Raw genomic sequence first — 13812 nt, 5'->3', positions numbered from 1 at the left:
GGCCGGGCCCGAACGGGCGATGGTCATCTGGCCCGGAGCATAGGACGGAAGGGTCGAATCGCGCACAGTCCGCCCCGCGGAATCCTCAAGTCACGCTGTTCGGGTCGTTCGCAACCGGGTGGCACCCGGATGGGCACGATCCGCGCACCGTACGCCCCGGAATCTTCTCTCCATGCCCGGCCGAGACGCGGCCGGCAACGCGGGGGAGATCGAATTGCGTCGCACCAAGCTGCAGAAGTCAGTGACCGCCCTGGCCGCCGTTCTGGCCGGTGCCGGCACCGCGATGGTCGCCACGGCGCCCGCGGCCGCCGCCGCTCCCGAGCTGAAGCTGGCCGCCAGCGACGACGCGTACGTGTCGAGCGGGCGTAAGAACGCCACCTTCGGCGGTGAGGACAAGCTGGCGATCGGCCGCCTCGACGGCGACACGAAGATCGGCTTCCTGAAGTTCCTGGTTCCGGCCGGGACCCAGGTCACCGGCGCCCGCCTCAAGCTGATCACCGTCGGCGACGTCGCCGGCAAGGTGACGGTGAGCCGGGTGGCGGGCAACGGCTGGACGGAGCAGAAGCTCACCTCCGGCAACGCCCCCGCGCTCGGTGCGGTCGTCGCCTCCGTCACCCCGAAGGCCGGCGCGGAGGAGCTCTCCTTCGACCTCGGCGCCGCGGTCACCGGCCCGGGCACCTACTCGTTCGCCATCCGGTCCTCGGCGGCGAACGCGGTCACCCGGCTGCGCTCCGCCGAGGGCAAGTGGGGCGGCCCCCTGCTCACGGTGACCACCGGCAAGGGTCAGTCGGCCCCCGCGGTGCCGCCGGCCACGCCGATCGAGGACGAGGACATGCCGCCGCCGGCGCCTGCGCCCACCACCCCCGCCGCCCCGGCCACTCCCGCCCCGACCACTCCCGCCCCGACCCAGCCCGCCCCGACCGCGCCCGCTACCACCCAGCCCGCCCCGCCCGCCCCCGACCACCCCGCCCACCACCCAGCCCGCCCCGACCAAGCCCGCGCCCGTCGACCCGCCCAAGGGTGACTGCGTCACCGGCGCCAAGCTCGTGCCGTCCTGCGGCGTGCTGTGGGGTGCCGCCGCCGGTGGGTTCACCGACGCGCCGCGCGACCAGGCCCTCAAGGACTGGGAGAAGCTCAGCGGCCGCACCGCGAGCATCTTCCACGCGTACCACAAGGGTGACGAGCCGTTCCCGACCAAGGCCGAGGTCGCCATGGCCCGGGACGCCGCGAACCCGCGCGTGCTCCTGCTGAACTGGAAGATCGCGTACGGCTCCTCCTGGGCGAAGGTCGCCAAGGGTGAGCAGGACGCCCGGATCGACCGCTTCGCCGCCCGGATCAAGACCACCTTCCCGGAGCAGTTCTTCCTCGTGCTCAACCACGAGCCGGAGAACGACGTCATCGCCAAGGCCGGCTCCGGCTGGGAGGCCAAGGACTTCGCGGCCATGTACCGGCACACGATCCTGCGCCTGCGCGCCCAGGGCGTCACCAACGTCGTCAACGTCATGGCCTACATGGGCAACGAGAAGTGGATGGCGCAGTCCTGGTGGCAGGACCTCTACCCGGGTGACGACGTCGTGGACTGGATGGGCCTCGACTCGTACGTGAGCGCCGAGAAGGGCTACTACCACTTCGGCATGTTCGGTGACCTGCTCGACCGCCAGCCCACCGGTGGCGGCCTGGGCTGGTACGACTGGGCCACCGCCAAGCACGCCAGCAAGCCGATCATGGTCGCCGAGTGGGGCGTCTACCACCGGGTCGGCAAGGTCACCGACAAGGCGGCCGGCTTCGCCAGCGTCCTGCCCGAGCTGAAGAAGCGTCCCGGCATCAAGGCGATCGTCTACTTCGACACCAAGCGCGACGACCAGGGCGACCGCGACATCAGCATCGACAGCACCAAGTCCAGCCTGGCCGCGTTCCGCACCCTGGCCGCCGACAAGATCTTCGACGTGAAGCTGCGCTGACCGACCCACCCTGATCTCAAGAGCCGCCCGGCGGGCCTGCCGGGCGGCTCTTGCCGTCGTTAGGCTGCCGGGATGGACGCGTTGCGCACCGGGGCCCTGATCGCCGCGACCCTGACGACGGCGATGATGGCGGGCCTGTTCCACGCATACTCTTGCTCGGTCATGCCGGGCCTGCGCGGCGCGGACGCCGCGGTTCTGGTCGAGGTGATGCAGCGGATCAACCGGGCGATCCTGAACGGCTGGTTCTTCCTGTGTTTCGCGGGCGCGGCGCTGTTCGGTGCGGTGGCGGTCGTCCTGGTGGCGATCGACGGCGACGGCGCGGTGCTGGTGCCGGCGTCGGCGGGCCTGGTGCTCTACCTGGCGCAACTGGTGGTCACCGGCCGGCTCAACATCCCGCTGAACAACGCCCTGGACGCGGCCGGGACGGCCGATCCGGCCGCGGCCCGGGAGGCCTTCGAGCTTCCCTGGGTACGGTGGAACAACGCGCGCACGGTGCTCTGCGTCCTCGCCGCCGCGGCCTGGTGCTGGGCCCTGCTCCAGTCGTGAGTAGCCGGTCCACCCGCATGGCAGGATCACGACCATGGGCGAGAAGGCCGAGGGGCAGCTGCGCGTCATCCGTGAGGTCGTCGCGGTCCTGCGGGCGGACGATATCCCAGCGTGGCTGTTCGGAGGCTGGGGACTCGACGCGAGGATCGGCCGGATTACCCGTGAGCACGGCGACGTGGAGTTCTGGGTCGAGCGTATTCACGCCGAGCGTTCGAAGGCGCTTCTCGGAGGAGCCGGCGCTACCGCGCTGCCGACCCAACCACCGGTGGAGTCCTGCGAGTTCACGTGGGACGACGTCTCGTTCAGCACCGCGTACTTTGATCGGCGGTCCGAGGGATCGTTCAGCCAGCCCCTCGGGCGGTTCGCCGACTGGCTGTTCCCGCCAGGATCCTTCGGCGATGAGCACGTCACCCTGGACGGCACGCCGGTCCTGGCCATGAGCGTCTCCGGCATGCTCGCCATGAAGGAGCAGTTTCCCCGCCTGCGCAACGGCCGGCCATGGCGGCAGAAGGACATCACCGACATGGAGCTACTTCGGGGACTGGCCGCCGCGGCGCAGGCCGACGGCCGCATCGGAGCGCCCTGAGCGGGAAGGGATCTGCGAGCCTGCCCGTTCACGGGCGGGCAGTTGACTCCTGAGCGGCGACGGCCATGCTGCCCTTGCCGCTCCGCTTCGCCTCGTACATCGCCGCGTCGGCGGCGCGCAGCAGCGTGCGGGCCTGTGCGCTCGGGCCGGTGGCGACGCCCACACTGGCACGTACGGCCAGCACATGACCCTCCACGGTGGCCGGCTCGGTCAGGGTGGCGACGATCCGGTCTGCCGCGGCCGCCGCCTCGGCCGCCGTGGTGCCGGTGAGGATCACCGCGAACTCGTCGCCGCCGAGCCGGGCCACCGTGTCGCTGTCGGCGCGCACGCAGCCGTACAGCCGCTCCGCCACCGTCGCGAGCACGCGGTCGCCCACGTGGTGTCCCAGCGTGTCGTTGATGATTTTGAAGTCGTCGAGGTCGATGGCGAGGACGCCGGTGAGCGCCTCGGCGTCCGGTTGCCCGGCCGCCTCGGCGATCCGGTGGTGGAAGAGCGTGCGGTTGGCCAGCCCGGTCAGCGCGTCGTGGGTGGCGTCGAAGCGCAGCCGTTCCTGGAAGGCGCGCGCCTCGGTGATGTCGCGGGCGTTGGAGATGAGCCCGCGGACGCTGGGGTCGTCGTGCCGGTCGGTGGCGACCACGTCGAGCCAGCGCCAGGAGCCGTCCTTGTGCCGCACCCGGCCCTGCCAGGAGCCGTCGGCGTCGGCGGCACCGGGCGGGTCCTCCGGGTGCAGGAGGTCGCGCAGCGCCGAGCCGAGCAGTTCCTCGGGCGCGTAGCCCAGCATCCGGGTCACGGCCGGGCTGGTGAAGATCATCCGGCCCTGCCGGTCGGTGATCACCGTCAGGTCCGACGAGTGCTCGATCAGCGACCGGAACCGGCTCTCCTGCTCGCCGAGGCGGCGGAGCAGCACCGCGTTGTCGACGAAGGAGGTGATCTGCCGGCCCAGCACCACCGTCGTGACCAGCAGCGAGCCGAACACCAGGCCCCAGCTGCGGGTCGACAACCCGTCGTCGGCCAGGCTGAGCAGCCCGGCGGCGTAGGTGACCAGCACCGCCGCGTACGGCAGCAGGCTGAACGGCCGCCGCCGGTGCCGCTGCGCCGAGGTGGGGTCGACCCGCATCTCCACCGCCTGCGCCCGCGGGCAGGCGGCCATGATCACGCAGGGCACGAAGCTCGACAGCATGAAGAGCGCGGGGTGCGTGGTGGCGGCGAGCCCGTCCACGCCGGCGCCCAGCGCGGTGAGGGCCACCCCGACCAGCGCGATCCCCGCCGCGACGGGCCGGAACGGCGCGTCGCCGCCGAGGATCAGCTTGGTGATGCCGAAGAAGATGATCAGCATGATCGCGGCGAGCGCGCTGTTCAGCAGCATCGGGCCGGTGCCCGCGCCGACCGCCGAGCTCACCAGGAACGACCAGATGATCCCGGCGGCGGCCGTCATCACGGTGGCCGCGTCGAGCCAGAAGACCAGGCGCTGGCGGCCGGTCACCCGGATCGGGTGGGTGAGCATCGCCCAGAGCGGCACCGACGCCCCGGCGACGATGAGGATCAGGTGCAGGTTTCCGCTGATCAGCCCCCGCACCGTCGGGTCGCCGGCCGACTGGACGGTCTGCACCAGGTCGCCGACGGTGAACAGGCCGGCGGCGATCGTCATCGCCCGCCAGAAGCGGCGGGTGGCGGCCGGCGCCCCCGGGTGCCGGTAGACCTGCCACGAGCCGGCGGCCAGCACCAGATCCAGGGCCACCTGGATCGGCCAGTAGCCGGCGATCTTGAGGGGGAGACCGGCCGCCGGCCAGGCGTACCAGGCGGCGCCGAGCACGGCGACGGCGAACAGCATCCGCATGCCGCGGTCGCGCAGCAGCGCCGAGGGCACCTCCGGTGCCGCCAGCCTGCCCGAGACCGCAGCCATCGCCCGTTCCTCCACCCCTGTCGCTCCCCGGACGGGAGTCGCAGCCTGCCCATCGTTCGGCTGCCTCCGGACCTGAGACATCGCGACCGCGATCACCGGCGCGGGCGCGGCCTCGCTATATCGACTTGGGTATATCGAAACTGAGATCTGGGCGCGGGGCCGCGGCACGCTGAGAATCCTGTACACGATCTCGGCTAACCCTCCCCCGGAGGCTCTCGTGAACCCGCGCCGCCCGATCACCGCACTATTGGCCGCCGTGCTGGCCGCCGTACTCCTGCAACTCGGTTTCGCCGCCCCCGCCGGTGCCACCCCGCCCGGCATCCCCACCGCCGCCACGGCCCGCACCCAGCTCGCCACCCTGACGGTCGCGGCCTGGACCCACACCACCACCTACGACCGGGACCTCTTCCCGCACTGGGCGACCGTCTCGGGCACCTGCAACACCCGCGAGACGGTGCTCAAGCGCGACGGCACCGGGGTCGTGGTCAGTTCGGCGTGCGCCGCCACCTCCGGCAGTTGGTTCAGCCCGTACGACGGGGCCACCTGGACCGCGGCGTCGGACGTCGACATCGACCACATGGTGCCGCTGAAGAACGCCTGGATCTCCGGCGCCTGGGCGTGGACGACGGCCAAGCGCCAGTCGTTCGCCAACGACCTGACCAATCCGCAGCTGATCGCGGTCACCGACAACGTCAACCAGTCGAAGAGCGACAAGTCACCGGACGCCTGGAAGCCGCCGCTGTCGAGCTACCACTGCGTCTACGCCCGGATGTGGGTCAAGGTGAAGTACGTCTGGCAGCTCACCGTCACCAGCGCCGAGAAAGCGGCGGTGACGACGATGCTCAACGCCTGCTGATCCCGGCGGCGGTGACGGGCTGGGCGCCGAACCCCGGGTTCGCGCCCAGCCAGTCCGCGTACCGGGGGCGTTGCGCGACGACGTCGAGATAGGCCCGCACGGCAAGGCCGTGCACCTCGACCGCGGCCGCGGCGGCCGGGCCGGCGGGATCCCAGCCGAGCAGATGCCGCCAGCGCAGCGGCGAGCCGGCCAGCGCGACCGCCACGACCCCGGGCATCGCCCGGACGGTGCCCTGGCACAGCACGACGGCGCTGCCCGCGGCGACCAGGTCGATGCACCCACCGACGTCCATCTCCAGCGGCTGCCGCGGCGTGAAACCGGCCTGCGCGCACGCGGAGGCGAAGCACGCGGTGAAGCAGCCGTCGCCCGGCGCGCTGGCCCACCGCTCGCCGGCGAACTCCGCGAGCGCGGCCTCGGCCCGCCCGGCGAGGCGGTGGCTTTCGTCGACGAGCACCCAGACCGGGTCGACGCACACCGGCTGCCAGACCAGCCCGTCGCCGCCGTGGGGCACCGACGGATTGCAGGCGCCGACCAGCGCGTAGTCGAGCCGTTCGGAACGGACCTTGGCGCAGATCTCGTCGGCGGACCAGGTGGCGTGCACGGACGCCGGGTTCGCCGGCCGGACGGCCGACAGGAGCTGCACCAGGCCCGCGGCGACCGGCCCGTTGGTGGCGCCGATCCGGTACTGCCCGGTGCGCTCCGCACCGACCAGCGCGGTGACGTCCTGCCGCAGGCCCTCCACCGCGGGCAGCATCAGCCGGGCCCGGGCCAGCACCAGATCACCGAGCGGGGTGCTCCGGGTGCCGCGGGAATCCCGGACGAACAGGGCGCCGCCGAGCGTGCGCTCGATCCGCTGCAACTGGGCGGTCAGCGCGGGCTGGGCCAGCCCGAGCGCCGCGGCGGCCTTGTTCAGGCTGCCTGCCTCGGCGATCGCGCAGATCGTCCGCAGGTGGCGCAGCTCGAGGTCCACACGCTGACCGTAGAGGTCCGGCCCCGGCGCCGAAATACCAACAATGTGAATTTCGCGCATCGAGCACCGTGCATCTTCACCGGCCGGTGGGCCGCGGTCAGGTCGCCGGGTGGCGGCGGCCCCGCCGTCCGGGCGGCACCGCGGGCGCGGCGAATCTCTCAAGTGGCCCAGCTCCCGCCCGATCTCGACGGTGACGAACAGGCCGGCAGGCGGCGATCACGAGGCGGGGAGGAGTCTGATGACCCTCAGGCACCCGCGTCCCGGCACGCTGCTGGCCGGCGTCGCCGGCACCGCGTTCGCGGCCTGGATGGTCGGCGGCCTCGGCGGCGCGGCCGTCACCCACGCGGCCGCCGTGGCCGGCACCCTCCTGCTCACGCTGGCCGCCGGGATCGCCTGCCTGCGCCGCGCCGCGCGCCGCCGGGGACGGATGGGCGCCGCCTGGGCCGGCATCGGCCTGGGCATGCTGTCGTACTCCGCCGGCGAGGCCGGCACGGCCTGGGGCCTGCTGACGCCGGGCAGCCAAGGGCCGCCGCCCGACCTCGGCCACCTCGGCCTGGTTCCGCTGGTCGCGGCGGGTCTGCTGGTGGTCCCGGTGGGCCGGCAGTCGGTGGCCAACCGGGTCCGCGCGGGCGTCGACGGCCTGATGATCGCCTGCTCCCTGCTGCTGGTGAGCTGGCTCCTGGTGCTCGGCCCGCTGTTCACCGCCGGCGCCGGTGCCGGTCCATCCGTGCCGCTCGGCTACCCGCTCGGCGGCATCGTGCTGATCACCCTCGCCCTGCACCTGCTGGCCCTGCTGCGCCGCGGCGGGCCGGACTCCGGGCCGCTGCTGCTCGTCGTGGGCGCGACGGTGCTGCTCGGCATCGCCTACGGCGGGTACGTCCTCGGGACCCCGGGCGGCGGCCACGGCCTCGGCGGCGTGCTGGTCCTCGTGCGGCTCGCGGGCTTCGCGATCGTCCTGCTCGCGGCCCGGCGCCCGGAATCCGGTACGGGGGAACGGGCCGCCGACGCCGCCGACGCGCACCCGGAGCCGCAGCCGTTCGCGATGCTCGCGCCGTACGCGGCCGTGCTCATCGCGCTGGGCTGCAGCGTCGTCCACTACGCGATCTCGGGCACGGCGGACTCCTTCACCGCCGGCTGCCGCTCCACCCTCATCCTGCTGATCATCGCCCGCCAGCTGCTGACGCTGCTGGAGAACCGGCACCTCACCCGGCACCTGGAATCCCGGGTCGCCCGGCGCACCACCGAACTGCGGGCCAGCGAGCTGCGCTTCCGGGCGCTGGTGCTGCAGAGCTCCGAGTCGGTCGCGGTCATCGACGCCGACTCCACCATCCGCTTCCAGAGCGAGTCGGTCGAGCGGATCTTCGGCTACCCCGCCTCGGTGCTGCTGGGCCTCAAGCTGCTCGACGTGGCCGGGCGCCGGGCCACGCCCCAGCTCGCCGCCGCGCTGGAGTCGATCCGCGACCAGCCCCTCGCCGTCGTGGTCGCCGAGGTGCCGCTGCGCCACCAGGACGGCCGGATCCGGCTCGCCGAGATGACGATCACCAACCTGATGCACGACCCGACCGTGCGCGGCTACGTGCTCAACACCCGCGACATCCACGACGCCACCGAGCTGCAGGAACAGCTCGTGCACGAGGCGTACCACGACGCGCTGACCGGGCTGGCCAGCCGGGCGCTGTTCCGCGAACGGCTGCTCGAATCCCTGGAGCGCGACCCGGCCGGGGCCGGCGCGGCCGTGCTGCTGCTCGACCTGGACGGCTTCAAGGAGATCAACGACAGCCTGGGCCACGCCGCCGGCGACGCCCTGCTCGTCCAGGTCGCCGCCCGGCTGCGGGCCGCCGTCCGCGAGGGTGACACCGTGGCCCGGTTCGGCGGCGACGAGTTCGCCGTGCTCGTCGAGTCCGGCACCGCGCGTGCGGACGCCGAGACGGTCGCCGCGCGCATCGCGGCCGCGCTGCAGGAGCCGGTCCTGCTGGGCGGGCGGGAGCTGCACGTGGCGGTCAGCATCGGCCTGGCCTGCGGCGCCGACGCGGCGGGCACCGACCAGCTGCTGCGCAACGCCGACCTGGCGATGTACCGGGCCAAGTCGGCGGGCGGGGCCGGGCTGGCCGCGTACGACCCGGGGATGCTCACCGGGCTGGTCGAGCGGCTCGAACTCGAGGCCGACCTGCGGCTGGCCCTGGAACGCGCGGAGCTGACCCTGCACTACCAGCCCACGGTCGACCTGCGGACCGGCGAGATCGTCGGCTTCGAGGCGCTGGTCCGCTGGCAGCACCCGACCCGCGGGATGATCCCGCCGCTGGACTTCATCGGCATCGCCGAGGCGACCGGCCTGATCGTGCCGCTCGGCCGCTGGGTGCTCACCGAGGCCTGCCGCCAGGCCGTGGCCTGGGGCGCGGGCCGCACCCGGCGGCTCAAGATGGCCGTCAACGTGTCGGTGCGCCAGTTCGAGCACGGCGACCTGTCCGCGATGGTGGCCGAGGTGCTCGCCGAGACCGGCATGCCGGTCGACCAGCTGTGCCTGGAGATGACCGAGAGCGTGCTGCTCACCGACACCGACGAGAACCTCACCCAGCTGCAGCGGCTGAAGGCGCTGGGCGTCACCCTGGCCATGGACGACTTCGGCACGGGATACTCGTCGCTGGCGTACCTGCGCCGCTACCCGATGGACATCCTCAAGATCGACCGCTCGTTCGTGGACCGCCTGGGCGGCGACCGCGAGGACGAGGCGCTGGTCCGGACGATCGTGCGGCTGGGCCGAAATCTCGGCATGACCACCGTCGCCGAGGGCATCGAGGAGGCCGCCCAGCTGGCGATCCTGCGCGACCTGGAGTGCGACCTGGCCCAGGGCTACTTCCTGTCCCGCCCACTGCCGGCGGCCGAGGCGGGCCGCGTGCTCACCGAGGGACTGGCGGGGAAGCTGGCCGTCGCAGTCTGAGGCGAGGGTGTGTGGGCACCCCAACCGGTCACGTCGTCGCCGCTACCTGTCCCAGGGGCTCATCGGCTCTGGTCGAAGAGGGTGGGCTGGGTGAGAACGTCCCCCGCCGGGGCGTCGAGCCGGACTTCTGCTACGCCCAGCAGGGCGTGGGCACTGGCATGGTCGCCCATTAGGTGTACGGCGAGCGCCCTCATGAGCAGGCCGCACGCGACGGTGTCCCACAGAGCGCGGTGCGGGGCGCTGCCGGGGGCGAGGCGGTTTACGTCCTGTATGAGGCCGTGTCGTTCCACCAGGGCGGCGAGACCGTTCGAGCCTGCCCGGTCTGTTTGGCGGGCCAGCCGGAGGGTGTCGATCAAGCCGGCTGGGGCGACGGTCGGGCAACGGCGGCGCAGGAGGCGCCAGTCGACGCCGATGTTGTGGCCGACCAGGTATTTCCCTCTGATGCGTCGGACGATTTCGGGACTGACGGCCTCGATGGTGGGTGCTGTTCGGAGAGCGTCGTCGGTTAGTCCGGGTGAGATCCACGGTCGGCGTGGGATGGGTCGCTGTGGGTTAATCAGGGTGCAATAGGCCGCAGTCATGTCGGGTTGCCAGCCGATGAGCGGCACGAGGGCGATCTCCAGGATGGCTTCGTGGTCGCGTTCCTGGGCGCCGCTGCCTTCGAGGTCGATCGCGACGAGTTCCATCTGCCCTCACCTCCGTGCCGAGTGTTCCACGACGATCCGGCGGTCGGTTCCGTTGCCGTTCACCCCGGCTCGTGTCGTCGAGTCAGTCATCCTCGTAGCGCGCGGCGTCCTCGAAGTGCTCGCGGATGCCGGCGAGGGCGGTGACCTGGTCGGTGTCGGCGGTGTGGCCGTGCAGGGAGCGGCCGTGAGCGTGCAGGTAGTGGGGCTGGTCGAGTTCCCAGATCTGGTGACGCAGGGTGTGCTGGATGGCGTACCGGCGTTGTTCGCCGAGGCCGTGGGTCCAGACGTGGCCGTCCTCGATGAGGTAGGCGCTGTCGTAGCCGAGCTGGCCGAGGACAGCGTCCATGTCCGCCGGGCTGGGTTCCCGGTAGTCGTCGGCGCAGCGCTGCCGCTGGATGTCGGGGCAGATATCGCAGAGTTCGCGGACACCCCAATGGCCGTTGTAGTCGGGTGCGGCGTGAGCGTAGGCGACGCCGCAGGAGGTCTTGCGAAACAGCGGCGTAGAGATGCCCGACTGGCGCCAAGCGGCGACGACCCGGGCGTCGAGGTCGCTGGGCATGACTTTGCGGCGGGCGTAGTCGTCGGCGTAGGGCACGGTGACGCCGAGGTCGCGCAGGTAATCGGCGTTTTCGGGTTTGTGGTAGTACCCGGTGAACACGATGGCGTCGACGTCCCTGCCGACGTCGAGGACGGCGGCCATGGTGTCGGGGGCATCGTTCCAGCCGGGGACGATGGGCCGCCAGTAGAGCACCACCCCGGTCCGCTTCTTGTGGCTCGCGGCGGTGCGGATCGAGGTAACCGTGATGTCGCTCCTGGCGATCGGCTCGACGCGGGGGTCGGTGATGCCGGAGTACGTGAACAGCAGTGTGACCCGCACGTGCTGAAGCCTTTCCAGCGCGGCCATGTCGGTGGCGGTGACCTTGAACCGGGTGATGACGAGAACGTGGTTGGTGTAGCCGCGTTCGTCGAGCGCCTGGAGGACCTGGAACAGGTGGGGTTTGACGCCGGGCAGGAACGGGTCGGTGGCCTTGTTGAACAACTGGATCGGCGTCACGCGGGGCTGGAAGGCGTGGTGGTTGACGAGCTGGTCGATGGCCTCGTCGGTGGAGCACAGCAGGTGCGGGATCTTGACGTCGTAGTTGCCCCAGAAGTGGCGGACGCAGTAGCCGCAGTCCAGCGGGCAGCCGATGATGTGGTTCAACGACAGCCCGGACTTGCGGTAGCCGACGATGAGCGCCATGTACGGGTCGAGCCGGGCCTTCGCCTCGTCCGGAAGGACGGGCAGCAGGCGGGGGCCGGTGCGGATGCCGGTCGGGTCAGCGGTCACGGTCGGGCTCCTTCGCGCGCACTGGTGGGCGGGTGGAGTAGGTGTCGGCAGGTGGGGCCGTACCAGATGGCGAACTCGCGTTCGGCGCCGGCGAGGTCGTCGGAGGAGTGGATGACGTTGGCGATCAGCCGCTGTTCGGCCTGGGCTTGGCGCAGGGAGTCCTGCCCGAATCGGCCGCGGATGGTGAGCATGCCGGCGTGGGTGGGGTCGAAGTGGCCGAGGAGATCCCGCAGCCGGGGTGCGGCGTTGGGGGCGTAGCCCAGCGCGATGCAAACCCGCTGGCCGACGTAGGTGCGTCGCAGGTCGGCGCGGACGTCGACCCAGGTGAAGTGGGCGCGGCGGGTGGTAAGCAGGTCGTCATAGTGGGCGAAGATCTGGTCCTCGGTCGGGGTCACGATGCGGTGGTCGACGAGGGTGACTTCGGTACCGACCCAGGTGAGGACGGGTTCGACGAGGCCGCGGGCGACGCAGTCCGGCTTGAGTAGGACGACGGTCCAACAGCTCCAGTCGATGTCGATGGCGGTGGTCACGGCTCTACTCCTGCCGGCATCCGTTCGGGCCAGCGTTGGGCGATCTGCCACCGGTGCCCGGGGTATAGCTGGGCGAGGGTTCCGGCGGTGACCGGCTGGCCGGGGTGGTGGGTGAGCTGCCGGTGCACTTCGAACAGCCAGATCACTTGGATCCAGTACGGGTCGAGTGCGACCGCGTCGGCGGTGAAGGTGGCTTGGTTGAGCCGCAGCCGTTCCTCCCACTCCAGGACGGTTCGTAGGTCCGCCCAGCTCGCGTCCGAGGGCATCGCTTGATGCGGGAAATCGCGCCGGGTCTGGTCGGCGAGGAGACGTTCGACCTTGGGAATGTCAAGGATGTTGATGTGCATCGAGCCGACGTGGTGGGCGTAGCTGCCGACGTCGACGCCGAGCAGCCGGGCGGCGAATTCCTGGATGAACGTGAAGGCGAACGTGTCGCCGTAGAGGCCGATCACGGCGTCGTTGCCGCGCATGTAGGCGGTCAGGTGCAGTCGCCCGGCGCGAAGCATGAACTGCAGGCCGAGGGTGCAGGACACGTCCGGGTTGGCCGGGTCGATCAGCTCGTCGGGGCGCATGATCGGCATGGCCGCGCGTTTGGCATCCGGGTCGGTGCGAAGCAGGGCCAGGACCCGGTCGAATTGGCTGCGCCCGTCCGGCTCGGTGGGCGCGAATAGGGGTGGGCCGTACGCGGTGCCGGTCAGGGTCTTGCCGTCTTCGGACACGCCGCGCAGTCTCGGGGCGTAGTGGGCGATCATGTCGAGGTCGTCGCGGCCGGACAGATACCACATTGCCTCGGCGTGGTTGAACACGATGTTCGCCCGGCGGGCGGCCAGGTACGGGGTGCGGGCGATCGGGTCACGGATGGTGAAGCTGACGTTCGGGATCTCGATGGCGGTCTTGCCCCTGGTGACCGTGGAGTGGTGCGGCCGTTGATGGATCTCGCCGAGCACGGCCAGATAGGCGTCGGCGAAGGTGTCGTAGACGGGCCCAGTGATCATGAAGTCCTTCCAGGATGGTGATCGCGGTGGAGACCTGGGCGGAGCAGCGGAACGGTTCCAGTAGGGGTAGGCAGGCGGCGATCAGGTCGGCGTGCTCAGGGCTGCCGGCGGTCGCCTGAAGCCAGGCGACCTTGTCGATCACGTCTTGGCTGGAGTCGATCTGCAGGTCGCGGGGCGCGTAGGCGTCTGCGAAACGGATCTCGGTCGGCGTGAGCGGCAGGCAGCCGGCCAGCAGCGCTTCGAACCAGCGGGAGGTCATGTGCGCGGCTTGGGCGTACCGGTCCGGCACCAGTAACACCGTGGTGAGCGCGTTGCGGTGGATGCGTTCGACTTCGGCGAAGCCGCACTGGCCGGTGAAGTTCACCTGCGGCCAGGTGTGTCCGCGTCCACTTTCCGGCGACCCGGTGGGTGACAGTGTCGACGACGCCGTCGCCGAGAACCCCCAATGCTGTAGCCGATGCGCATACGTCGAGTCCACTTGACCGGGCCGGTCGTGGGCAGGGGGCACATGCGG

At 71.4% G+C, this 13812-nt stretch carries 13 protein-coding genes; 6 read left to right on the top strand and 7 right to left on the bottom strand.

Annotated features, from left to right (window positions below; all coding sequences use genetic code 11):
* Window positions 1-172 precede the first annotated feature (172 nt).
* The 4 genes from DMB66_RS60865 (at window position 173) to DMB66_RS03520 (ending at window position 3093) form a co-directional block, all read left to right on the top strand.
* A complete protein-coding gene (locus DMB66_RS60865) occupies window positions 173-1024 on the top strand; it encodes a DNRLRE domain-containing protein (RefSeq protein WP_199751877.1) in 852 nt (283 codons plus the stop codon).
* A gap of 37 nt (window positions 1025-1061) precedes the next feature.
* Window positions 1062-1961 (top strand): glycoside hydrolase family 26 protein, encoded by a 900-nt coding sequence (locus tag DMB66_RS60990; RefSeq protein ID WP_233624268.1) that lies wholly within the window; start codon window positions 1062-1064, stop codon window positions 1959-1961.
* 72 nt (window positions 1962-2033) lie between these two features.
* Window positions 2034-2507: a DUF1772 domain-containing protein gene (locus tag DMB66_RS03525; RefSeq protein WP_125802535.1), complete on the top strand. Its 474-nt coding sequence runs from the start codon at window positions 2034-2036 to the stop codon at window positions 2505-2507.
* Between the two features lie 34 nt (window positions 2508-2541).
* Window positions 2542-3093 carry a nucleotidyltransferase domain-containing protein gene (locus DMB66_RS03520; protein WP_125802534.1) on the top strand — a complete coding sequence of 184 codons (552 nt, stop codon included), beginning with the start codon at window positions 2542-2544 and terminating at the stop codon, window positions 3091-3093.
* Window positions 3094-3121: 28 nt separating this feature from the next.
* On the opposite strand, the gene DMB66_RS03515 is transcribed toward DMB66_RS03520, so the two are convergent.
* Window positions 3122-4996 (bottom strand): diguanylate cyclase domain-containing protein, encoded by a 1875-nt coding sequence (locus tag DMB66_RS03515; RefSeq protein ID WP_125802533.1) that lies wholly within the window; start codon window positions 4994-4996, stop codon window positions 3122-3124.
* 217 nt (window positions 4997-5213) lie between these two features.
* On the opposite strand from DMB66_RS03515, the gene DMB66_RS03510 reads away from it, so the two are divergent.
* Complete coding sequence (locus tag DMB66_RS03510) at window positions 5214-5852, top strand: HNH endonuclease family protein (RefSeq protein WP_125802532.1); 639 nt, start codon at window positions 5214-5216, stop codon at window positions 5850-5852.
* Here the strand turns inward: DMB66_RS03510 and DMB66_RS03505 are convergent.
* Entirely contained in the window at window positions 5839-6822 is a 984-nt protein-coding gene (locus DMB66_RS03505) for a LysR family transcriptional regulator (RefSeq protein WP_125802531.1), read from the bottom strand. The genes DMB66_RS03510 and DMB66_RS03505 overlap by 14 nt on opposite strands.
* 238 nt (window positions 6823-7060) lie before the next feature.
* On the opposite strand from DMB66_RS03505, the gene DMB66_RS03500 reads away from it, so the two are divergent.
* Window positions 7061-9760, top strand: coding sequence for a bifunctional diguanylate cyclase/phosphodiesterase (locus DMB66_RS03500; protein ID WP_125802530.1), 2700 nt, complete (start codon window positions 7061-7063; stop codon window positions 9758-9760).
* A 59-nt stretch (window positions 9761-9819) separates the two neighbouring features.
* On the opposite strand, the gene DMB66_RS03495 is transcribed toward DMB66_RS03500, so the two are convergent.
* From DMB66_RS03495 to DMB66_RS63455, 5 genes are all read right to left on the bottom strand, one after another.
* Entirely contained in the window at window positions 9820-10446 is a 627-nt protein-coding gene (locus DMB66_RS03495; RefSeq protein ID WP_125802529.1) for a 3'-5' exonuclease, read from the bottom strand.
* Window positions 10447-10528: 82 nt separating this feature from the next.
* Window positions 10529-11773, bottom strand: coding sequence for a hypothetical protein (locus DMB66_RS03490; RefSeq protein ID WP_125802528.1), 1245 nt, complete (start codon window positions 11771-11773; stop codon window positions 10529-10531).
* Complete coding sequence (locus DMB66_RS03485; RefSeq protein WP_125802527.1) at window positions 11770-12303, bottom strand: nucleoside-diphosphate kinase; 534 nt, start codon at window positions 12301-12303, stop codon at window positions 11770-11772. Before DMB66_RS03485 ends, DMB66_RS03490 begins: the two co-directional genes overlap by 4 nt.
* Window positions 12300-13250: a thymidylate synthase gene (locus DMB66_RS03480; RefSeq protein ID WP_233624290.1), complete on the bottom strand. Its 951-nt coding sequence runs from the start codon at window positions 13248-13250 to the stop codon at window positions 12300-12302. Before DMB66_RS03480 ends, DMB66_RS03485 begins: the two co-directional genes overlap by 4 nt.
* Window positions 13156-13662: a hypothetical protein gene (locus DMB66_RS63455; RefSeq protein WP_233624267.1), complete on the bottom strand. Its 507-nt coding sequence runs from the start codon at window positions 13660-13662 to the stop codon at window positions 13156-13158. The genes DMB66_RS03480 and DMB66_RS63455 overlap by 95 nt, the downstream gene beginning before the upstream one ends.
* Window positions 13663-13812: the final 150 nt, after the last annotated feature.

This window comes from Actinoplanes sp. ATCC 53533 (assembly GCF_003947245.1).
The sequence above is the reverse complement of the archived record's forward strand: the minus strand, read 5'-3'. Positions and strand labels throughout refer to the sequence as shown.